Origin of the sequence: Rhizobium sp. SG570 (genome assembly GCF_012275345.1) — a bacterium.
Lineage (GTDB): Bacteria > Pseudomonadota > Alphaproteobacteria > Rhizobiales > Rhizobiaceae > Rhizobium > Rhizobium lusitanum.
Genome location: NZ_JAAZQI010000003.1, coordinates 159146 through 180147, shown reverse-complemented (window position 1 = coordinate 180147; position 21002 = coordinate 159146). Strand labels below are relative to the sequence as shown.

Annotated in this window: 18 protein-coding genes and 2 pseudogenes; 14 read left to right on the top strand and 6 right to left on the bottom strand. The window is 58.1% G+C overall.

The genetic code is table 11. The annotated features are described in order from the left end of the window. The first annotated feature begins 123 nt into the window (after positions 1–123). Together FHT28_RS08145 and FHT28_RS08140 are read left to right on the top strand one after the other, a co-directional pair. Positions 124–402, top strand: coding sequence for an Asd/ArgC dimerization domain-containing protein (locus FHT28_RS08145; RefSeq protein WP_348644973.1), 279 nt, complete (start codon positions 124–126; stop codon positions 400–402). Positions 403–1398: 996 nt separating this feature from the next. Further along, positions 1399–2889 carry a tetratricopeptide repeat protein gene (locus FHT28_RS08140; RefSeq protein ID WP_168595955.1) on the top strand — a complete coding sequence of 497 codons (1491 nt, stop codon included), beginning with the start codon at positions 1399–1401 and terminating at the stop codon, positions 2887–2889. Positions 2890–3085: 196 nt separating this feature from the next. Here the strand turns inward: FHT28_RS08140 and FHT28_RS08135 are convergent, their stop codons facing one another. From FHT28_RS08135 to FHT28_RS08125, 3 genes and pseudogenes are all read right to left on the bottom strand, one after another. Next, positions 3086–3820 (bottom strand): LuxR family transcriptional regulator, encoded by a 735-nt coding sequence (locus FHT28_RS08135; protein ID WP_037191306.1) that lies wholly within the window; start codon positions 3818–3820, stop codon positions 3086–3088. A 237-nt stretch (positions 3821–4057) separates the two neighbouring features. After that, entirely contained in the window at positions 4058–5872 is a 1815-nt protein-coding gene (locus FHT28_RS08130; RefSeq protein ID WP_168595954.1) for a methyl-accepting chemotaxis protein, read from the bottom strand. 383 nt (positions 5873–6255) lie between these two features. Next, positions 6256–6537 (bottom strand): annotated as a pseudogene (locus tag FHT28_RS08125) (transposase); the annotation flags it as partial. Positions 6538–6988: 451 nt separating this feature from the next. Here FHT28_RS08125 and copC point away from each other — a divergent pair. The 6 genes from copC (at position 6989) to FHT28_RS08095 (ending at position 11607) form a co-directional block, all read left to right on the top strand. After that, complete coding sequence (copC, locus tag FHT28_RS08120) at positions 6989–7384, top strand: copper homeostasis periplasmic binding protein CopC (protein ID WP_168595953.1); 396 nt, start codon at positions 6989–6991, stop codon at positions 7382–7384. Between the two features lie 14 nt (positions 7385–7398). Then, positions 7399–8253 carry a copper homeostasis membrane protein CopD gene (copD, locus tag FHT28_RS08115; RefSeq protein WP_168595952.1) on the top strand — a complete coding sequence of 285 codons (855 nt, stop codon included), beginning with the start codon at positions 7399–7401 and terminating at the stop codon, positions 8251–8253. A gap of 149 nt (positions 8254–8402) precedes the next feature. Beyond that, positions 8403–8789, top strand: coding sequence for a DUF305 domain-containing protein (locus FHT28_RS08110; protein WP_246704827.1), 387 nt, complete (start codon positions 8403–8405; stop codon positions 8787–8789). Then, positions 8789–10258 (top strand): YncE family protein, encoded by a 1470-nt coding sequence (locus FHT28_RS08105; protein WP_246704811.1) that lies wholly within the window; start codon positions 8789–8791, stop codon positions 10256–10258. The genes FHT28_RS08110 and FHT28_RS08105 overlap by 1 nt, the downstream gene beginning before the upstream one ends. A 51-nt stretch (positions 10259–10309) precedes the next feature. Beyond that, positions 10310–10837, top strand: a complete 528-nt coding sequence (locus tag FHT28_RS08100; protein ID WP_168595951.1) for an RNA polymerase sigma factor — start codon at positions 10310–10312, stop codon at positions 10835–10837. Then, on the top strand, positions 10837–11607 hold the full coding sequence (locus FHT28_RS08095; protein WP_037191322.1) for an anti-sigma factor: 771 nt from the start codon (positions 10837–10839) through the stop codon (positions 11605–11607). Before FHT28_RS08100 ends, FHT28_RS08095 begins: the two co-directional genes overlap by 1 nt. A gap of 201 nt (positions 11608–11808) precedes the next feature. Here the strand turns inward: FHT28_RS08095 and FHT28_RS08090 are convergent, their stop codons facing one another. Next, complete coding sequence (locus tag FHT28_RS08090; RefSeq protein WP_168595950.1) at positions 11809–12399, bottom strand: cytochrome b/b6 domain-containing protein; 591 nt, start codon at positions 12397–12399, stop codon at positions 11809–11811. A 291-nt stretch (positions 12400–12690) separates the two neighbouring features. Here FHT28_RS08090 and FHT28_RS08085 point away from each other — a divergent pair. Further along, positions 12691–12957, top strand: a pseudogene (locus FHT28_RS08085) (IS481 family transposase); the annotation flags it as partial. Between the two features lie 82 nt (positions 12958–13039). On the opposite strand, the gene FHT28_RS08080 reads toward FHT28_RS08085, so the two are convergent. Both FHT28_RS08080 and FHT28_RS08075 read right to left on the bottom strand, forming a co-directional pair. Further along, complete coding sequence (locus tag FHT28_RS08080; protein WP_168595949.1) at positions 13040–13954, bottom strand: proline iminopeptidase-family hydrolase; 915 nt, start codon at positions 13952–13954, stop codon at positions 13040–13042. Positions 13955–14008: 54 nt separating this feature from the next. Continuing rightward, on the bottom strand, positions 14009–14791 hold the full coding sequence (locus FHT28_RS08075; RefSeq protein ID WP_037191331.1) for a LuxR family transcriptional regulator: 783 nt from the start codon (positions 14789–14791) through the stop codon (positions 14009–14011). 128 nt (positions 14792–14919) lie between these two features. On the opposite strand from FHT28_RS08075, the gene FHT28_RS08070 reads away from it, so the two are divergent. From FHT28_RS08070 to FHT28_RS08050, 5 genes are read left to right on the top strand one after another with little or no spacing between them, the layout of a single operon-like run. After that, positions 14920–15810: a proline iminopeptidase-family hydrolase gene (locus tag FHT28_RS08070; protein ID WP_168595948.1), complete on the top strand. Its 891-nt coding sequence runs from the start codon at positions 14920–14922 to the stop codon at positions 15808–15810. 51 nt (positions 15811–15861) lie between these two features. Further along, positions 15862–16800 carry an ABC transporter permease gene (locus FHT28_RS08065; protein ID WP_047555553.1) on the top strand — a complete coding sequence of 313 codons (939 nt, stop codon included), beginning with the start codon at positions 15862–15864 and terminating at the stop codon, positions 16798–16800. Next, entirely contained in the window at positions 16797–17648 is an 852-nt protein-coding gene (locus FHT28_RS08060) for an ABC transporter permease (protein WP_047555552.1), read from the top strand. The genes FHT28_RS08065 and FHT28_RS08060 overlap by 4 nt, the downstream gene beginning before the upstream one ends. After that, complete coding sequence (locus FHT28_RS08055; protein WP_168595947.1) at positions 17645–19354, top strand: ABC transporter ATP-binding protein; 1710 nt, start codon at positions 17645–17647, stop codon at positions 19352–19354. Before FHT28_RS08060 ends, FHT28_RS08055 begins: the two co-directional genes overlap by 4 nt. 19 nt (positions 19355–19373) lie before the next feature. Beyond that, positions 19374–20888, top strand: coding sequence for an ABC transporter substrate-binding protein (locus FHT28_RS08050; RefSeq protein ID WP_047555550.1), 1515 nt, complete (start codon positions 19374–19376; stop codon positions 20886–20888). Positions 20889–21002 lie beyond the last annotated feature (114 nt).

The following is a 21002-nucleotide window of genomic DNA, read 5'->3' as shown; positions in this document are numbered from 1 at the left end:
GTTGGTCGTGGATGAAGTCGAGTGCCCAAGTTTGATTGGCGCCGGTTGGCAAAACCTTGTCCTTCCGGTGGCTCGCCTTCCTGCGACGGCGTGGCCGTTTCGTTTTCAAAGCAAGGCTTCCTCGTGACAGAGCCGATATCGCCCAAAGAGGCCCGCGGCTCGCTCTCAGCCGCGCCCGGCCTGCGGCCGGCCGACGATCGCACGAACAATCATTTTCCGATGCCGTCGGAGGCGTCCGGCGAGGATGACGTTCTGGTTGGCTGCATCTGCACCGATATTGGAGACCCGTCCGTCAGGACGCTGGCGATCTTCGTTGCCGGGGATCAATTGCGGAAGGGTGCTGCGCTCAACGCGGTGCAGATCGCCATGCGGTTGCCTGATGATGTTGGACGGAAGCCATGAGGCTCTGCCTCTCCTCATACCGGCTGGGCAACCATGCCGACAAACTCTCCGCACCAATGCGTGGCGGCCAGCGGCTCGCGGTTGTCGCCAACGCTCTAGACTTCATCCCGGCGGGTGCGGTAGACTGCCTACCACCGCCGGTCTGACGCTCGATATTTCGCTGCAAATTCGCCATCTCCACATCGAGAATATGTCTGAAGGTCGCAAGGCGTTGGCGCTTACATCCTCGAGCCTCGGTCTCGGTCATGCCGAAAAGTGGATTTATTTGAGCCGGGCCGAAGCTGTAGATGTCCAACTTCGATTGGACCGGTTCCTGGGTCGGCATGGACCGGTACTGTGGTGTCTGCCTTCTTCGTCGCATGCCGGCGGCCTCGAACACTCCCCCAATTATGGGCTATCGGCTGATCGGAGGGCTATCGGACCTAAGCCGGGGAAGCCCGGTGCTATCCGACGTGCGAAAATATGTTCGTATACACGCGCGTAAACCAAATATTTGCCCCAACTTGAAGAATAGTCCGTCTCTGCATCGCAAATATCTTGCCTACAATCTCAGCTTGCAGCACCGTTGGCGACGGCCTGCCGCGCAAGCGCGATCTGGCACCCTAAGCTTTGGAACGGTGCGAAATGACGACTATCCAGGTGAAACGCGGCCCGATCAGCCCTGCACTTTTGGTGTTGACCGGCGTAGTCCTCGCCTTGGGCGGCATGTTTGTCGGTGCGCGATACCTGTCTCCCGGAGCACGCGATGCTCTTCAGGCGGCGAACTGGCCGCTGAGGGGCGATGTCGTGCCTGACAGAAACGCCATGCCAAGCCCGGCAGCTCCAAGCGGCCAGCGAGATAAGCTACCTCTCGTGCGTGCTAAGCGCGTTCAGGATGCCATCAAGCATCATGACTTCAACATTGCGATGATGATTTCGGCCGACACCCTGGCCGAAAGCCGCCCCAAGATCTGGACGCTCTATCCCTTTAAGGACTTCATCGAGAAGGTTTCCGATTTGACCGATCCGGGCTTCGAACGCAGCCTCTCCAGCTGGGTCGATCACGCGCCGCTGAACCCGCTTCCTCGTCTCATTCGCGCGCAATACTATCTCGATCTCGCCTGGCACAGACGGGGCCACCGGTTTACGCGTGAAACGGATAAAGCGGCCCAGGCCGCGTTTTCAGCCATCTTGCGTAAGGGCGTCGACGATATCCAATTTGCCCTAGTACTCGACCCGCAATCAGCCTACGGTCTTTACCTTCGCCTCATGATCCTCCGTGGTTACGGAGCAACGGAAGAACTTGACAAGGCTCTCCAAGACGCGGTCGCCGTCTATCCGGACTTCATGCCTTCTTATGGCGTTGCATTGTCTTCTCTTCAGCCCAAATGGGGTGGCAGCACCAATCAGATGTACGCCTTCGTCGATCACTATGGCGCCGGCGCCCCGGACGGTTCTCCTTTGAAACTGCTTTCGCTCCAGCTTTACAAGTATCTGCTTGAATCGGCCGATACCGCATGCACCGATAAGCATGGGGATGCCTATGCGACTTGCTTCCAAACCACCATGAAGCAGTCCGTCAGGCCAGGGCTCGAAGCGAATATCGCCGGCGCCCTGGATCAGTTCGGACAGACAGATGCATACGAGACGAACGAAGCGGTTTCATCCCTTGTCAATGCGATGATTGAGCAATCGGGCGCAGAAGCCTATTCCGGCCAAATTCTTCAGGCGACAGCAAACAGCTACCACAGCGACCCACGCCTTATAGAGGACAAAGGGGTGGCAAATAATTTCATGATCGATGAACTCGTCGGGCGATCATGGCTTCATAAAGGCTTCTACGACAACGCGATCGCCAAATATAAAGAATCCCTAAACCATCTAGAACCAACCCGCTTCCCATCGCCCGAACAGAAGGATCTGGCGCGCGCGGCCATCTATGAAACCTTGGCGCAGATATATTCCAAGGACCATCATCCGGCGGAAATGGCCGAGGCTGCGAATGCAGCCTTGGCACTCGATGGAAAGGCTTCGAACCGCCTCAATCTTTGCTACGGCCACTATCAGATGAACCAATACACCGAAGCCGTCAGGGAATGTTCTAAGATTGTTTCTGACCCGGACAGCGGCCTGAACGCCTATTACTGGCGAGGGCTCTCCTATCAGGAAATGCATGACGACGAAAACGCGATCAAGGATCTGGTTGAGGTAGCCTCGTCCCAAAACGGCTTTCGTGCCAGCGCGGCGATCAGTCTCACGATGATTTATTTTGGCAGGAAGGACAACCAGGCTGCTCTCGGCGTCCTCAACAAATATGCCTACCTCTACGACGGCAAGCTGACCAGCAAGGACGATGTCGCGGTCGCCTACAACAATCGCTGCTACGCCTACATGGAACTTGGCGACTATCAGAAGGCGCTGGACGATTGCAACGCATCGCTCGCCAACGCCAGCATACCCGATGCTTTCAAGAAGAAGGAAGAACTCGTCGCGAAGCTCTCGCGCTGAAGATGCTGATCATTAGAGCATTTCCAGGAAAAGTGCGAAGCGGTTTTCCATCTGGAATGCGTAAAGAAACAAGACGCTCTGGTCAGTTCTTTGCAAGAGGCAAAAAGCGCCGTTAGCATCCGACATTGCGAGCTTGACCGTAATCAACGATCGTCCCTGAGGTTCCCAATTTGATGACTTGGATGAAAACGCCCCGTCACGAAATCAGTCGGCGGCGTATCGCCTCTGCGATCGCTTGCGTTCTGTTCGACGCCCCAAGCTTCTTCACTGCAGACTTGATGTAGCTGTTGACGGTGTCAACCTGGTAACCAATCGCTTTGCCAATCCCTTCACTCGTCAGCCCAAGGCTCGCCTGAGAAAGACACGCCATCTCGCCTTTTGACAAACGTAGGTGTTGCACGGCGAAGCGGTCCATCAGTGGTTTGGTTACAGCGGTATGGATGGGTTCTGCGATGAGCGTGAGAAAGGTAAGCTCGCTTTCCGTGAACGCTGACATGCGGGTGAAGCCGACCGCGCCGTAAACCGTATTTTCACGCAAGATCGGGACCATGGTTCTGTTGTGAACCCCGAATATGCGCTGCAAATACAGCAACCGCTGCGGGACTTCTACGTCCTGGTAGACTTCACTTTCGACCATTACGGTTTTCGACGCCTTGGTGGCTGCTATAAACGGATCGACCTTGAAAAGCTTGTCTTCCATGTACGCCTCCACAAATCCTGGAGGAAGGTCTGTGTCGATCGAAAACCCGTCCCCAAAACGATAGTGATCGACGTCTAGCCCGGATATAGAGATGTGGTCGAACGGTACACCTTCGCGAAATCTATCAATGAGATTGTTTTTACCGAAATACCGATATTTTGGTACCGAGCGAAGGTCTACGTAAGGATCCAGCGCATCAGGTGCGAGCACGGAAAAAGCGCTAACGGGCATCTTCGACTCGATTGTTGAATTAGGTACCCCATTTGTGTAGCCGAATGGTTAACCGTGAATTAACAATTGACCTGTGAATTAACAATTGACCTCAGCAAGCAAAAGCGATGATCGTTTTGTGGAGACTGCCGGCCAGAGCGACCTTGCTGCTTAATTCGACTGGAAAAGACAAAACGTTTGTGATGAGGCGTGCTTTCAGCTTTGAGGGTGAACAACAAACTGCCTATCAGGCCGGTCTTAGAACTCTTCCCAACTTTCGGCAGCAGCTCCACCATCGACTTTACCGGCTATTTTGGTGAGCATGTGCCTGGCCGGCGAGGGCACCGGTCGGTGGCCTGGCTTCGCAAGCTCGAGCCTTCGGTTTGATGTATGATCTGCCGATTGTCTGATGCCCGCTGAATTCGGCCGCCCTAGCCCACCCAGTTGGAACTCTCCTATCAGTTCACGCAGTCGCGTCGTCTCCTGGGCGAGCGTGGCGCTAGCGGCATTGGTTTCTTCAACCATGGCGGCGTTTTGCTGCGTGACCTGATCCATTTGGTTAACAGCAGTATTGACTTCCGATAGACCGGTCGCCTGCTCTTTTGCCGAATTGGTGATCGCCTCCATGTGGTCATTGACTGCCACAATGTTGTGCTGGATGGTCCGCAGGGCCTCTCCGGTTTCGCTGACCAGTTTCACGCCGGTGCTGACTTCCTCGGACGAATTGCGTATCAGTTCTTTGATTTCTTTGGCAGCTTGCGCGGAGCGTTGCGCAAGTTCTCGCACTTCTTGGGCCACCACCGCAAAACCCTTACCTGCTTCGCCGGCGCGCGCTGCTTCAACTCCGGCATTGAGAGCCAAGAGATTGGTCTGGAAGGCGATCTCATCGATGACGCCAATGATATTGGAGATCTGGTTGGACGAACTCTCGATCCGCGACATCGCTCCAACCGCATCGGCGACCACCTTGCCGGAGCGCTCGGCATTTTCACTTGCCGTGGCTGCGGCATGACGGGCCTCTTCGGCGCGCTTTGCTGCGTTGTTGACGTTGACCGTGATCTGATCAAGGGCTGCGGCGGTCTCTTCGAGTGACGCTGCCTGCTGTTCGGTGCGCCTGGACAAATCTTCGGCACTTTGACTGATCTCGCGCGTGCCCGTATCAATCCGATCGGTTGAATGCGCGACATCACCGAGCGCGTTGCGCATCTGGCTCAGCGCCTCGTTCATTGTGTTTCGCAGTCCTTCGAAATCCGGTGCGAAGGGCTCGTCGAGACTGAAGGAGAGATCTCCCTTTGCAAGCTTGGTCAGCGCCGCACCGATGGTCGTAACCGCATGAACTCGCTCGGTCACGTCGGTTGCAAATTTCACGACCTTGGTGACTTTGCCCTTGGAATCCAAGATTGGGTTATAGGATGCATTAATGACAACGACTTTGCCGTTCTTGCCATAGCGGGTAAACTCAGCCGCTTGAAACTCGCCCCGGCGCAGCGCCTCCCAAAATTCCTTGTAAGCCGGTGTCTTGGCGTATTCCGGATCGACAAGCATACTGTGGCTGCGACCCTTGATCTCGTCCAGGCGATAACCGATCGCCTTCAGGAAGTTGTCGTTTGCCGTGACGATCTCGCCTTCGGTCGTGAACTCGATGATCCCCTGAACACGGCTGATCGCCACCATCTGGCCCTGGAAGTCGACATTTTGCAGTCGTTCTTTCGCGTTTGCCCACTCCACGACAAAGCCCGTCGTCTTGTTTCCTTCGAGCAGCGGGGTAACAATCAAGTCAAAGGCGCGATGTCCGACCCAGATCGTGGCCCGGTGCTGGGTCTTTAGCGCCGCGAGCATGTTTCGCTGATGCGACGGGTTTTTGTGGAAGATGTCGATGTTGCTTCCGACAAGTCTGTCGAAATCGAACCGCGGGAGTTCCTTCTTCAGTTCCGTTTCGGCTTCCTTGAGCAGCCCGGCGACGGCCTGGTTCATATATCGAATGTTCAGATCGGCGTCGGCGATCATGATGTTGGCAGTAATAGAATCCAACGACTTTTTCTGCATGCGATACACTTTGGAACTGCCGAACATCTTCAGATCTCTCCTCTGGCGACCCTGTAAAAGAGGCAAGCGCACTGCCCCTCATCGTATTTGTAGTCTAATTCAAGCCGGACCGATTGAGCGGGATAGCCAGCTGATAGCAGCAACTGCAATCACTTCTGCTCGCGCTATCTGCAAGCATGGCGATTTCTCCAGACTTCCGTGGCAGGATGTAATCCGGCAAGGGGCTGTAAAAAGTTTGGAGAGTTGAACAGATGCCCCGATGCCAGAAACCTCTCGCTAAAGCAACGTCGAAGTTCCTGGAAGTACCGACCTCATGTCGGTCTCGACTTAATGTCCGGACACCCTATTAATAGGGCATAAAGCTTAATTTTTACTGAAGACTAATATTTATGGATACTTAGGTATAATTCCGACCGCCGGACCCGTGCATTGAACCCCTCGGCTGAATTGACTTGGACGGCATCTCGGACATATTCGCGGCTGGAGTGGTTGAGTGTCTCGTGTGCCACAAAGCTTTCGCCTGCGGCAACGAATGCCTTTGCTTCGTCACTCATCAAATGCGCTCGAAGTCCCACTTGAGTTGCAACTGGTCCTACGGCAGCACGCAACGAAAGGCCGGTGACAACAGTCGCTCGGGCATCGCCGGCACTTGAACCAAGGATGATATCTGTCGGTCGTTGCACGATCGCCATGTCGCCTGCCGGAACTCGGATAAACGAGTGTTCTCCTTGGCGCGCCTCCATCCATTTGCCTGTGGAGGACGTGGTCGAAATGGCTGTATTGGTCATAATGAGGTCCTTTGCGGCATTGGCACTGTCAGGCGGACAGACTGTCGTCGTCCGCCCAACGACCGGCGCCATCGTCATTAGAGACCGGTTTGGTTTTGCGGCGGTGTCAAAATCGCCCTCTTCGTGACGGATGTAACGCGTCGGCTCCCTCCGATTCTTCGTAGGTTGCCGCTTCGCAAGGTCCGGTGAAACCGCGATTCCATTCTTACGACTGGAGCTGCCGTTATCGGTGAAAACCCGACCTTTTCCGGTGTTTCCCGCAGGTTTCAGGAATTTCGCGGCACGACGGAATAAGTCGGCTTTCGGGATGTCTACCCATTCGTAACGAGATCAAAGCCACTCGAAGGGTGCTCCGATGAATATTGCAATCAGCTCCGAAATGAAAACCTACTTCGCACGCATTCTCGTGGCCGGCACCTGCATCGTCGGTCTTGCCGCGCCCGCCTGGGCCCATGCCCATCTGAAAACGTCGATGCCGACGACCGGCTCGACAGTCCAGGCATCTCCCACCAGGATATCGATGGATTTCACCGAGGGATTGGAGCTTGCATTTTCCGGTGTCTCCATCACCGACAACAGGGGCGCACCGGTTTCGCTCAGTGATCCAGTGCTTGGCGCTCCAGACGATACCGAGCTCTCCGCCGCGTTCATTAAACCCCTCATGCCGGGCCGCTATAGTGTTGCATGGCACGCGCTTTCGAAAGATGGTCATAAGACCGAGGGAAAATATGACTTTTCTGTCGCACCATGACGCCGGAAAGCGCTGTGACGTGCCTTCGTTTCTTACACGACGGTGCCCTTTGTCTGCTGTGGGGCGGTCTGGGTTTTGCCTGTTTCCTCGCCGGTCGGACTTTGGTGACGCCGCTCGTGCGGCTTCTGGAGACTGCGGTTAGCGTCGCTGTCGGTGTTGTGGTCGCAACGAGCGTGTCTGCACTCCCTGTGCAAACTGCCGACATCACCGGACATTGGGCCTCGGGGTACGATGTCAGCACGTTGCATCTCGTTGCAGAAACAGCCGTGGGCGAGGCGTTGGCACTTCAGGTTGCGACTGCCATCATGCTGCTTTTGGCAAATCTTCTGCGCGCGTATCGAACATCCGTCTTGATCGCAGGATTGATGCTGTGCGAACTTGCCCTGAGTGGACATGCTGCCGAAGACAGCGGCCTTGGCGGTGTTGCTCATCAGGCAGTTGACGCTGTCCATGTCCTGTCGGGCTGCGCTTGGTTGGGAGGTCTCATCCCATTCATGTTGATCTTGCGCATGGCAGCTATATCGGAGCTCCGATCGGTTTCGATCAAGGCCATGCGGCGCTTTTCAACGGCCGGACATGTGGCGGTCGCTCTCGTCCTGACCAGCGGGATCGTCAACCTCTGGTTCACGGTTGGACGACTTCCGATTCATTTCTCTTCCCCCTACGATCAAAAGCTTTGTCTGAAAATTCTGGCCGTCGGCCTTATGACGGCGATTGCGATCGTGAACCGTTATGCCTTCGTGCCGATGATCCGGGGAGACGGATCGTTTGCCCGATTGCTGCTCGCGTGCGGCTGCGCGGCCGAGCTCGTGCTTGGGGCCGCAGCCCTCGGTTTGGTCGCTTCATTTGGCCTGCAGGATCCCGCCTGACATTAATTTCGTGCCTGATGGAATAAACCCCGCGCCACGCTGTCTACCCCAACGTAACAACAGAGAAGAAGATGAACATGCACGGTTCTTCCCGATACCTGATGACCCTATGCCTTGCTTCTGCTGCGGCATTCTCAGCTTACAAGGCGATGGCGCAGGACAACGGCAGCAACATCGCCGTCGTAGCGTCAGCACAAAATGCGGCTGAAGCCGCCTATCTCACTGAAAACGACGCCGCTATGACAAAAATGATGGACGGTATGTCCGTCAAGCCCAGCGGCGACGTCGACCGCGACTTCGTAGCCATGATGACGCCCCACCACCAAGGCGCAATCGACATGGCGGTCGCGGCTTTGAAATACGGCAAAAACGAGCAGCTCCGCAGGATCGCCCAGGAAATCATCGTCGAACAGCAGCAGGAAATCATCGCGATGAAGCTCGCGATCGGCGATCCCCTGCCGCCTCCGACTTCCGCACCCACCCAGACTGCGCCCTCCGGGACTATGCAAGGCATGGCTCCGGGCATGAAAATGTAATGAAAGGTCTTCCAATGCTACGCACATCATTTGCCGCCATCCTGCTTGCCGGCAGCATGCTATCTCCGCTTGCCGCCCTCGCGGGCCAGGCACCATTCGCCGCATCCACACCGGACATTCCGATCAGCCACAAGGACCGCGTCTATGCGGCCGAGCAGTTCTCCAATACGGTGTCGGTCTCCGATCCGGTTGACAACAAACTGCTTGGCGTCATCAAGCTCGGCGATCCGCAGCCCGGCAACCTGAGCCCCCTTTATAAGGGCCAGGTCCTCGTCCACGGCATGGGGTTTTCCCCGGATCACAAGACGCTCGCCGTCGTCTCGATCGGCTCTAATTCGGTGACCTTTATCGATACAGCAACCAATGCCGTGAAGCACACGACCTATGTCGGCCGCTCCCCGCATGAGGCCTTCTTTACGCCCGACGGCAAGGAAGTCTGGGTGACGGTGCGGGGCGAAGACTATATCTCCGTCATCGATGCGAGCACTTTCGAAGAAAAGACCCGCATCAAGGTTGCTCCTGGCCCCGGCATGCAGATCTTCTCGCCGGATGGCAAGTACGGCTATATCTGCTCATCCTTCAACCCGGATGTCGCCGTCGTCACCGTCGCAGACCATCAGATTGTCGGCCATGTGAAGCAGGCAAGCCCCTTCTGCCCGAACATTGCCGCTTCCGCCGATGGCAAGCAGGTTTGGTTCACCCTGAAGGATGTCGGCAAGACTCAGGTCTTCAACGCCCAGCCGCCTTTCGATCTGATCAAGACGATCGATACCGGCCCGATTACCAATCACGTCAACCTCGTCACCAACAAGAATGGCAGCTTCGCCTATATTACCGTTGGCGGTCTTAATGAGGTGAAGGTTTTCCGCACCGACAATTTCGAGCAGGTTGCGACGATCCCGGTCGGCAATCTGCCACATGGCGTCTGGCCGTCAGGCGATGGCACCCGTGTCTATGTCGGCCTTGAAAATGCCGACCAGTTCGCTGTCATCGATACCCTGACTAACAAGGTTATCGCCAACATCCCGATTGGCCAGGCGCCGCAGGCTGTCGCCTACGTCCCGAACGCGGTACCTCAAGGCGATGGCATGCAGAATCTCGTGCCGCTCGGTACTGCGGGTGATGCTGCCCATCTGAAGCTTGCAACCAAGGGAGACAAGGACAAGAAGCAGTCGACGAGCGTTACGCTGTTCAATCAGGGGCTGACACAGGTTCTGCAGGCGTCCGTCACTGGCCTGGATCCCAAAAAACCGTATGTACTCGCCCTGTCTGACAATGCCAATGGCAGCGGCCCGCTCGAAGGCCTTGCATCTTTTATGACGAACCCGGCGGGTTCCGCTATCGTCAACACCGTGGGCCCGATCCGACAGATCGTCGAGGCCAAGCACAAGGATGAACGTCGTTATCTGGTCGTCGCCACCGCGCTGGATGGTAAGCCGGATAGTGTTGTCCAGGTGCAAGCCGATTGAACGTGCAGGTCCGCCTCGTCGAGGCAGGCCCCTCAACGACAAAGGTGACCAGTGGACGACATGCTTTCTCTTGTGGAACCGCTCATCCCGACACTGCGGCGTTATGCACGCGGCCTTCTGCGTGACGTTGAAGCGGCAGATGATACGGTCCAGGATTGCCTGGAGAAAGTTGTCGCCAACTGGCACCGTCGCCGTAACGATGATCCCCGAACATGGATGTTCGCCATTCTTCATAACCTTGCCATCAATAGGTTGCGGCAGAAGACACGACGCGGATACGCCGTACCGATCGAGGACATGCCTGAAGCAACAAATGCAATTGCGGCCACACAGGAAGAGACCATCTATGGCAAGGAGGTTCTCCTGGCCATAGAGCGACTGCCGCCCGATCATCGAAGCGTTATCCTGTTGATCTCCGTTGAGGACTTGTCTTACGCAGAGGCAGCAAAGGTTCTTGGGATTCCGGCGGGAACCGTGATGTCCAGGCTTTCGAGAGCAAGAGAACAATTGCGGGCCATACTTGAGTCGCCACGCGCAAATGTCATAGCAGGGCAACCCCAGCTCAGGATTGTAAAGTGATGAAACGACCAATTACAGAAGAGGATATCCAGGGTTACGTCGACTGCGCGCTCCAGCCGGAGCGACACGACGAAGTCGAGGCCTACCTGGCCGCAAACCCGGATGAAGCTTCGCGAGCCGCCGCCCTCAAGGCAGATGCCGCAACTCTGCGGGCCGCGCTGGATCCAGTCGCCCAGGAGCCCATTCCAATGCGTTTGAACCTGGCGCAGATCGCTGCGCGACGGCAGTCCGAAAAGCTGCCTGCCTGGAGAATGGCCGCCGCGGCCATGGTTCTCATCGTTGTCGGCGCAACCGGTGGCTGGGCGGTTCGCGGCTATTCGCTGCCGCCCTCGGAAGGCGTGGCAGCGCTCGCTCAGGAAGCGTCTGCGAGTTATACGACATTTGCCGGCAGCGCTGTCCAGCCCGTCGAATTCAAGGCAGACGATCTTTCCGGCTTAGCGGACATCGCTTCGAGAACGCTGGGCACCAAGACGGTGCTGCCGGATCTGTCCCGGTCAGGCTATCGTCTCATGGGCGGACGCATCGTTTCCACCGTTCACGGGCCTGGGTTCATGTTGATGTATAACGACGACAAGGGGGACCGGCTGGTAATGTTGGCCAGGCACATGATCGTTGATCAGAACCGACCGATGGTCGAGCATGCCGATGGAAAGGTCAGCGGTTGGACTTGGGCTAATGGCGGGATGGGTTTTAGTCTCATGGGTGCGACTGATGCGAAATCCCTGCATCCGATCGCAGATGATATTCGGGCGCAGCTATCGACCATGTAGCCATTGTCGCAGCTGCCCCGCTTAAGTTCGGGTAGCCGTAACCGACGAGTCATTTGCGCAGTACCCCCACGGTCGCCCTGGGCGACGCGGCTTGGCTTACCACCGCCAACGACGAACCGGGCCCTGCAGGCAAGGGGTCGGCCAGTCGAAAACGTTTTGAAGCATGATGGAACCGACTGGTCGGAACATTACCGCGGCGGATCACTTCCGCCTATCGGTTGGCCGGCGGGCTGCAGGCAACATTCGCGCCAGAACATCATCTCTGAGTACATAGTGATGAACGAGCGCAGCAAGCGCATGCAATGCGGCGAGGAGGATGATTGCCCAGGCCACGACCTGATGCACGTCGGTGATTGTGTGGCGCAGCGAGGGATCGACATTGATCAGCCGCGGTAGTGGAAACAGTCCGAAAAACGTGAAAATTCCCTCCCGCGCCCAAGTCGCGGCGAAGCCGAGCACAACCTGTGCAATGAGCAGTGCATAAAGTCCGAAATGCGCAAGCTTGGCGGCTATATCCATAAGTCCACTGTTCGGCGCAGGACGATCTCCCCGCGAGAAGACACGCCAGAGACTGCGCAGAAGAATGGTCGGCAATAACAAGATGCCGAGAGAGATGTGCAAGGGTTGCATCTCGCTGCGGATCCAGGTGCCTTGCACAAGAAATCCGCGCAGTTCGATGCTCGCAAAAAGGCTGACGACCAGCAAAGCGGTCAGCCAATGGAAGAATATCGTAATGATGTCATAGCCATCCTGAAAACGGGACGGCGCTACGGCAACGGGATGATCAGTCATGTCAACTTCTCGAAGTGAAACAAACGGAACACTCGGGGCGGACATCCACCCGCCCGGAGATGACTTACCCCTCCCATTTTGATGTGAAACCCATTGAGCACGGCAAGCTTGCGGCTACCTGAAAGGGCATCGCGTCCAATGACGACAAGATCGGAATTTCTGCAAAAATCCCTGTTAAGGTTTTGGCCGCGTGACGGGAAACAGGTGATTTCCGCCTGAGATCTTCCAGCCTAGCTGTTTGATCCCGGACTTTGATGGTGCAATCTTATCCATTGAATGGAGGGAAGCGCTATGGCCCAGATTCTTCACGGCAGCGCCACGACGACAGAGGCAATCGGTCGAGCGATACAAGATAGTCAAGAGAGCCTGAGATCGCTTGCCAAGCGCTATGGCATAAACCAGAAGACCGTAGCCAAATGGAAGAAGCGAACCGAAGTCGCCGATCTGCCGACCGGTCCAAGCGAACCGAAGTCCACGGTCCTGTCCGGTGACGAGGAGGCGATTATCATTGCTTTCCGCCGGCATACCCTTCTGCCGCTCGACGATTGTCTCTACAGCTGGCCAGTCGATCCGGAACGGCCCCTAAGCTCATCGTCATCGGGCCACCCGGGCCAATCATGAGGCGAGACGATACGCATTTTCAATCATGCTGCGACAGAAAGGCGGCGACGGTGGCGAGGCAAAGCTCCTTCTCCTCGACATGCGGCATATGGCTGGAATGTTCAAAGAGCACCCATCTGCAACCGGCGACGCGATCGACATAGGGTTTGACCACATCGGGCGTCGCCTCGTCGTATTTTCCGGAGATCAGCAGCGTCGGCGCCTCGATCAAGGACAGACGATCCTCGATCGTCCAGTCCTTCATCGTGCCGATGACGTGGAATTCGGTCGGGCCGTTCATGTTGCGATAGACCGTGTTGTCCTCGTCCATAATCGCGAAAGTGCGCGCCACTTCGGGCGGCCAGGGGACGACGCGGCAGACATGCCGGTCGTAGAAGACGCGGGAAGCGGCGATATATTCCGGATGGGTTATCGTGCCAGCCTCTTCATGTCTCAGAAGTGTGTCCTGCACATCCTGCGGCAGCTCGCGACGCAGCCGGTTGGCTTCAGAAACCCAAGTGTGCATGTTCGCCGGCGAGTTCGCGATGACGAGCGCCTTCAGTCCCTTCGGCTGGCGCACAGCATGTTCGGCACCCAGCATGCCGCCCCAGGACTGGCCGAGGAAAGCATAGCGATCCTGGATGCCGAGATGCTTCAGCAGCGCATCCAGCTCTTCGAGAAACAGCGCCGGCGTCCAGAAATCGGGCCCTTTTTCCGGCAGGCGCGTCGAGTTGCCATTGCCGAGCTGGTCGTAATGGATGATGGCGCGACCGTCGATCTCGGTGATACCCTTGAAGGAATCGACATAATCATGCGTGCAGCCGGGGCCGCCATGGGCGACGACGAGAGGCAGCTTGCCGCTATCGAGCGATCCGGTGATGCGATACCAGGTCTGGTATTCGCGAAAGGGCAGGAAGGCTTCTTTCGATGCGACGGCGGCCACGGGTTTCTCCATCTTTTTGACAAGGACGGAAAAAGCATAACGCGGCCTCAAGGCCGGCGGCAGCTATCAGAAGTTATAGGATGGCTCGCTTTCCAGCAGCCGGTAATGCGTGGCCCGCACCACCGCCTGCGTGCGGTTCTTGGCGCCGAGTTTCTTGGCGGCAGCATTGAGGTGCATGACGACGGTCGGCACCGAGCGGTTGATGACGCGGGAAATCTCCTTGGCCGAAAGCCCTTCCGCCGAATGACGCAGGCACTCCCGCTCCCGCTCCGTCAGCCGCATCTTGCCCACGCTACGCGCACTGGAATCGAACAGCGCATAGGCCGTCTCGTGGAAGACATGTGCGAGCAGGCCGAAATCGGCGATGTAGCGCAGCGCGTTGCGCTCAAAATCCTTGTTCGCGCCGAATCGGATGCCGGTTACCGTCGCATAGTCGCCGCGCGGCATGTGCACCGGCACGGTGACGCCGGTGGACATGTCGCGCTCATTGAGGTAGCGGGCGACCGGTTCGGTATTTTCTCCGAGATAGCGGTTAATCGCCGTATCGGCCTCGACATTGTAGTTCCAGAAGAATGGCGCCGAGGTGCGCAGCGCCACCTGCTGCACCGGATCGATGCGGAAATAGCCTCGGTCGAGCCAGTATTCGAGCATGTCATCGGAAATATTGCGCAGCTTCAGAAACGACGGAACCATGATCTCGCCGTCGAGATCGAAGGGCACCGGCGTATAGTCGTAGACCAGAGCTTCGAAACCGAGCTGTTGCATCGCCTCGAAAGCCTGGTCGATCCGTCCGTCCAGCGTATCATGCGCGGTAAACTTGCGTCTGATCGTTCCGATTTCGTCAAGCATGGAGAACTCCGGCTTACATCCAAACTCCGACCCTATCACTTCTTATAGCTGGTGTGGATCGCGGTTTACGGTAAAAATTTAATCATGCCCAAATGTTGAGCAAGAAGAATCTTTGCCGGAGTAAGCTGATGTGGCGCGAAATGCACCCGGATGAACGCATGGAGGTCGAAGTCGACGGGCACAAGGTGATTGCCTATAGCTTCGGCTCCGGCGCGGAGACCGTCTTCTGCCTGAACGGTGGCCCCGGTCTTCCCTGCGACTATCTGCGCGAGGCGCATTCCTGCCTCGTCGATAAGGGTTACCGCGTTGTCGCCTTCGACCAGCTCGGAACCGGCGCCTCCGACCGCCCGACGGACCCGGCGCTCTGGACCATCGGCCGCTATGTCGAGGAAACCGAAACCGTTCGCAAGGTGCTCGGCCTCGGCAAGGTTCATATGCTCGGCCACTCCTGGGGCGGCTGGCTCGCAATCGACTATGCGCTCACCTATCCGGAGAACCTCCGGACGCTGATCCTCGAGGACACCGTCGCCGACATGCCGCACCTGATCTCGGAACTGGAGCGGCTGCGTGCGGCGCTTGGCCCGGAAACGGTGGCGATGATGCAGAAGCACGAGGCGCAAGGCACCTACGATCATCCGGAATACATGGCCGCCGTGACGATCCTCAATTACCGCCATGTTTGCCGCCTGCAGGAATGGCCGGCACCCGTGCGCCGTTCGCTCGATGACTGGAATATGGGACCTTACACGACAATGCAGGGGCCCAACGAATTCCTCTATATCGGCAACCTCAGGGACTGGAACCGCATCCCGGATCTGCCGCGCATGACCGTGCCGACACTGATCACCGTCGGCGAGCACGATGAACTGACGCCCGCCTGCGCGCTGCGCATGAAGCTCGCCATTCCGAACGCGGAGTTGAAGGTGTTTACGAGCGCAAGCCACATGCCCTTCTATGAAAACCCCGGCGACTATTATCCAGCGCTTCTCGATTTTCTGGCGAGGCACAGGCAGGCATGATGCAACAGGAAGCGTTCAACGACGGAAGAAGGCAAGGGAGCGAGCGTCACCATGCATCGCTATAGGTTCGTTCTCAGCCGCCCGCTGCAATTCCTGCCCGTCATTTTCGGTATCAGCGTTATAACCTTCGTCCTGGTGCGTCTCATTCCCGGCGATCCCGCCCGCAACATCCTCGGCACGCGCGCGACGCCGACGGCGCTGGCCAATATCCGCGCCCAATACGGCCTCGATCAGCCGATCTGGCTGCAATACTTCTATTTCCTGAAAAACCTCGCCAATGGCGAGATGGGCAAGTCCATCCTCTACAAGATCGACGTGCTGAAGCTGATTTCCACGCGTATCGAGCCGACGGTGGCACTCGTCGTTGCCAGCGTCATCCTGTCGATCCTCATCGCCGTGCCGATGGCGGCGATTGCCGCCCGCAACAATGGCCGTGCCGCGGACCATGTCGTCCGCATCGTCTCCACCTTCGGCATCGGCTTTCCGCCCTTCTGGCTCGGCCTGATGCTGATTATCCTCTTCAGCGTCGATCTCGGCGTGCTTCCGGTCTCCGGCTACGGCGAGACGCTCGGCGACAAGCTTTTGCATCTTATCCTGCCGAGCCTCACCATCGCATTGTCGCTATCGACGGTGCTGACCCGCAGCCTGCGCGCGGCGATGATCGAATCCCTGAAATCTGACGTGGCGACGGCGGCGCGCGCGCGCGGCATGCCGGAGAGCATCGTTTTCTGGCGGCATGTGGTGCCGAACTCGCTGGTGCCGACCATCAATCTGCTGGCGGTCAATATCGGCTGGCTGATCGGCGGCACCGTCGTCGTCGAAAGCGTCTTTGCGCTCCCCGGTATCGGCCAGCTTCTGGTGCGCGCCATATTCTCGCGCGATTACATGGTGGTCCAGGGTGTCGCCATGGTCTTCGCCTGCGCCACCGTGCTCGTCAACTTCCTCGCCGACATCGTCACCGTCGCCGCCGATCCGAGGGTGACCATATGAGCCTTCAGGCAACTATTCCTGCTTCCGTCGCCTGGCGCCATCTGCTCGGCAAGCGGCTAACCCTCGTCATTGGTGGCGGCATTCTCCTGTTCTTTCTGCTGGTGGCGCTCGGCGCTCCACTGATCGCACCCTACGACCCGATCCTGCAGAATGCCGATGTCCGCCTGCAGGCGCCGTCTTTGCTTCACCCCTTCGGCACCGACAATTTCGGCCGCGATATACTCTCGCGCGTCCTATGGGGCACGCGCATCGACCTGCAGATCGCCGTGATCGGCGTGGTCTTTCCCTTCCTCATCGGCACGACCATCGGCACCATCGCCGGCTTCTTCGGCGGCGTGATCGATGCAGTCTTCATGCGGGTCGTCGACATCATCCTCGCCTTCCCCTTCCTCGTGCTGATGCTGTCGATCATCGCCATTCTCGGGCCGGGGTTGAGCAGCTTCTATATCGCCATGGCGCTGGTCGGCTGGGTCTCCTATGCCCGCCTCATCCGCGCGCAGATGCTGGTGTTGAAGAACAGCGACTATGCTGTTGCCGCTGTCAGCCTCGGCTTCAGTCGCTTCCGCATCATGTTCCGCCACCTGTTGCCGAATGCCATCGCCGGCTCGATCGTCTTTTCGATGTCGGATGCTGTGCTCGTGCTGCTGAGCGGTGCCGCCGTCAGCTATCTCGGTCTTGGCGTGCAGCCGCCGCTGGCCGAATGGGGCGTCATGGTCGCCGAAGGCCAGAGCTTCATCACCACGGCCTGGTGGATCACGCTGTTTCCCGGCCTCTCCATCGTCTGTCTCGCCTTTGGTTTCAGTATGCTGGGCGATGCGCTCGGCGAATTGCTGGGGGTGCACGAATGAGCGCCTCTGTCCTTTCCGTCCGTGATCTCACCGTCAAGGCGCATCTCGACAGTGGCGAGCGCACGCTGCTCGATGCCGTGTCGCTGGATCTCGCCAAGGGAGAAATCCTCGGCCTCGTCGGCGAAAGCGGCTCCGGCAAGAGCCTGCTCTGCCGCTCGCTGATTCGCCTCCTTCCCTCCTCACTTCTGAAGATCGAAGGCGGCAGTGTTCTGCTCGAGGGCCGCGACCTGACGACAATCAGCGACGGCGACATGCTGAAGGTGCGCGGCGGCGAGATCGGCATGATCTTCCAGAACCCGACCAGCCATCTCGATCCGGTCATGCGGATCGGCAACCAGATCGCCGAGGGTATTCGCTATCATCAGGGCCTCAATGCGCAGGAGGCACGCACTGCTGCCATCGAAATCCTCGGTCAGGTCGGCTTTCCCGATCCCATTAGGCAATATGAAAGCTATCCGCACGAATTCTCCGGCGGTATGCGCCAGCGCGCGATGATCGGCGTCGCCCTGTCCTGCAATCCAAAAATCCTGATCGCCGACGAACCAACGACCGCGCTCGACGTCACCATCCAGGCGCAGATCCTCAAGCTCCTGATGGACGTTCGCGACAAGCGGGGCCTTTCGATCATCCTCATCACCCACGACCTTGGCATCGTCGCCCAGACCTGCGACCGCATCGCCGTGATGCGCGGCGGCAAGCTACTGGAACAAGGTCCGAAGCGGACGCTTCTGTCGCAGCCGCGCCACCCCTACACGATCGACCTGATCAAGAGCCATCCGTCGATGCCGGACGAGACGGCATCCATCGCGGAAGCCATAAAGGCCGACACCCCGCTCAAGCCGCTTCTCGAAATCGACGACCTGCACGTCCGCTTCCACGTCGGCGGCGGCTTCCTCAAGGGTAGCGGCGCCAGAACGGTCAACGCCGTCTCGGGCGTCAGCCTGCGGATCATGCCCGGCGAGACCGTCGGGATTGTCGGCGAATCCGGCAGCGGCAAGAGCACGCTTGCCCGCGCCATCCTCGGCCTGACGCCACTCTCCTCCGGCCATATCACCTTCGGCGGCATCGACCTCGCCCAGCAGAGAACGGCGGGCCTCGCCAAGCTCCGGCGCGAGGCGGCTATGGTGTTTCAGGATCCCTATAACGCACTCAATCCACGACTGACGATCGGCGACATGCTCACCGAAGTGCTCAAGGTGCAGGGCAAGGTCGCGTCCGCCAATATCCCCGCCCGTGTCGGTGAACTGCTGGATCTCGTCGGGCTGGAGCGCGAATTCGCCAAGCGCAGGCCGCGCAGCATGAGCGGCGGGCAGTGCCAGCGCGCCGGCATTGCCCGCGCGCTCGCGGTCGATCCTCAGCTCATCATTGCCGACGAATGCGTTGCCGCCCTCGACGTCACCATCCAGGCGCAGATCATCGAGCTTTTCCGCGAGCTAACGCGCAAGATGAACCTGACCCTGCTCTTCATCGCCCACGACCTCGCCATCGTTCGCAATCTCTGCGAACGCACCGTCGTGATGTATCGCGGCGAGATCGTCGAGGAAGGCCCGTCCGAGGAGGTCTTCGTGCGACCGAAACACCCCTATACGGCCTCTCTCATCGCAGCCATTCCGGACATCGATCCGAACAAGCAACTCTTTGCCGACACCGATCTTCGCGGTGAAAACAACGTCGCTGAAATCCTGCCTTTCAAACGCATGCCATAACAACCAAGGGAACGATCTTATGACCAGCAGATGGAAATCAATCGGGCTCGCGGCTATCGTCGCCGGCCTCACCCTCACCGCAACCTATGCCGAAGCAGCTGGCGTGCTGACCATCGGCCGCCGCGAGGATTCGACGACGTTCGATCCGATCAAGACAGCCCAGAACATCGACAACTGGGTGTTCTCGAACGTCTACGACGTGCTGATCCGCGTCGACAAGACCGGCACCAAGCTGGAGCCCGGCCTTGCCGAAAGCTGGACCACATCCGATGACGGCCTCACCTACGTCTTCAAGATCCGCGATGCGAAATTCTCCGACGGCTCGCCGCTGACGGCCGAGGATGCGGCCTTCAGTCTCCTGCGCATCCGTGACGATGCGGCCTCGCTCTGGAGCGACTCTTACAAGGTGATCGACACGGCCGTCGCGACCGACGCCCATACGCTAACCATCAAGCTCAAGCATCCCTCCGCGCCGTTCCTGTCGACGCTGGCGCTGCCGAATGCCTCCGTCATTTCCAAGAAGGGCATGGAGACGCTCGGCCCCGACGCCTATGCCGAAAAGCCGATCGGCTCCGGCGCTTTCTCCGTCTCGGAATGGCGGCGCGGCGACCGCATTATCCTCAAGAAGAACCCTTACTTCTGGCAGGCCGACCGGGTGAAGCTCGATGGCGTCGAATGGATCTCCGTGCCGGATGACAACACCCGCATGCTGAACGTCCAGGCCGGTCAGCTCGATACGGCGATCTTCGTTCCCTTCTCCCGCGTGGCGGAGCTGAAGAAGGATCCGAACCTCAATGTCGACATCGATGCCTCGACGCGCGAGGATCATCTCCTGATCAACCACGCGCATGGTGAGCTCGGCAAGAAGGAAGTCCGCCAGGCCCTCGACCTCGCCATCGACAAGAAAGCGATCGTCGATGCCGTCACCTTCGGCCAGGGCACGGTCGCCAATTCCTACATTCCGAAGGGCGCGCTTTATCACTACGCCGACAACCTGCAGCGCCCCTACGATCCGGAAAAGGCCAAGAAGATGCTGGCCGAAGCCGGCGTTTCCAACCTGACGCTGACCTATCTTCTGCGTGCAGGCGACGAGGTCGACGAGCAGACGGCCGTGCTGGTGCAGCAGCAATTGCAGAAGGTCGGTATCACCGCCACCCTGCAGAAGGTCGATCCGAGCCAGGAATGGGACATGACGGTTGCCGGCGATTACGACATCTCGGTCAACTACTGGACGAACGACATCCTCGACCCGGACCAGAAGACCACCTTCGTCCTCGGCCACGATTCCAACAACAACTACTCGACCAACTATAAGAACGAGAAGGTGAAGGAACTGGTGGCTGCGGCTCGTCTGGAGCTGGATCCGAAGAAGCGCGAGCAGATGTATATCGACCTGCAGAAGATGGCGAAGGACGACGTCAACTGGATCGACCTTTACTACAGTCCCTACATCAACGTTTCTCGCAAGAATATCGAGAACTTCTACCAGAATCCGCTCGGCCGCTTCTTCCTGGAAGACACGGTCAAGAACTGATCCTATAGCTGCGATGATCTCCGCCACCCCTCGGGTGGCGGCGTCTTATCAACTGGGTGAGAGTGAGAAACTCCACATGAGCGAGACTGCTTTTCTTGGCGTGTGGGAATTCGG

Coding starts and splice junctions, on each gene's coding strand:
- FHT28_RS08075 (WP_037191331.1), bottom strand. CDS start 14,791: ATGCTTGACGAAATCGGAACGATCAGACGCAAGTTTACCGCGCATGAT.
- FHT28_RS08065 (WP_047555553.1), top strand. CDS start 15,862: ATGCATCGCTATAGGTTCGTTCTCAGCCGCCCGCTGCAATTCCTGCCC.
- FHT28_RS08105 (WP_246704811.1), top strand. CDS start 8,789: ATGAAAGGTCTTCCAATGCTACGCACATCATTTGCCGCCATCCTGCTT.
- FHT28_RS08110 (WP_246704827.1), top strand. CDS start 8,403: ATGGCGCAGGACAACGGCAGCAACATCGCCGTCGTAGCGTCAGCACAA.
- FHT28_RS08095 (WP_037191322.1), top strand. CDS start 10,837: ATGAAACGACCAATTACAGAAGAGGATATCCAGGGTTACGTCGACTGC.
- FHT28_RS08055 (WP_168595947.1), top strand. CDS start 17,645: ATGAGCGCCTCTGTCCTTTCCGTCCGTGATCTCACCGTCAAGGCGCAT.
- FHT28_RS08135 (WP_037191306.1), bottom strand. CDS start 3,820: ATGCCCGTTAGCGCTTTTTCCGTGCTCGCACCTGATGCGCTGGATCCT.
- FHT28_RS08070 (WP_168595948.1), top strand. CDS start 14,920: ATGTGGCGCGAAATGCACCCGGATGAACGCATGGAGGTCGAAGTCGAC.
- FHT28_RS08090 (WP_168595950.1), bottom strand. CDS start 12,399: ATGACTGATCATCCCGTTGCCGTAGCGCCGTCCCGTTTTCAGGATGGC.
- FHT28_RS08130 (WP_168595954.1), bottom strand. CDS start 5,872: ATGTTCGGCAGTTCCAAAGTGTATCGCATGCAGAAAAAGTCGTTGGAT.
- FHT28_RS08060 (WP_047555552.1), top strand. CDS start 16,797: ATGAGCCTTCAGGCAACTATTCCTGCTTCCGTCGCCTGGCGCCATCTG.
- FHT28_RS08050 (WP_047555550.1), top strand. CDS start 19,374: ATGACCAGCAGATGGAAATCAATCGGGCTCGCGGCTATCGTCGCCGGC.
- copC (WP_168595953.1), top strand. CDS start 6,989: ATGAATATTGCAATCAGCTCCGAAATGAAAACCTACTTCGCACGCATT.
- FHT28_RS08080 (WP_168595949.1), bottom strand. CDS start 13,954: ATGGAGAAACCCGTGGCCGCCGTCGCATCGAAAGAAGCCTTCCTGCCC.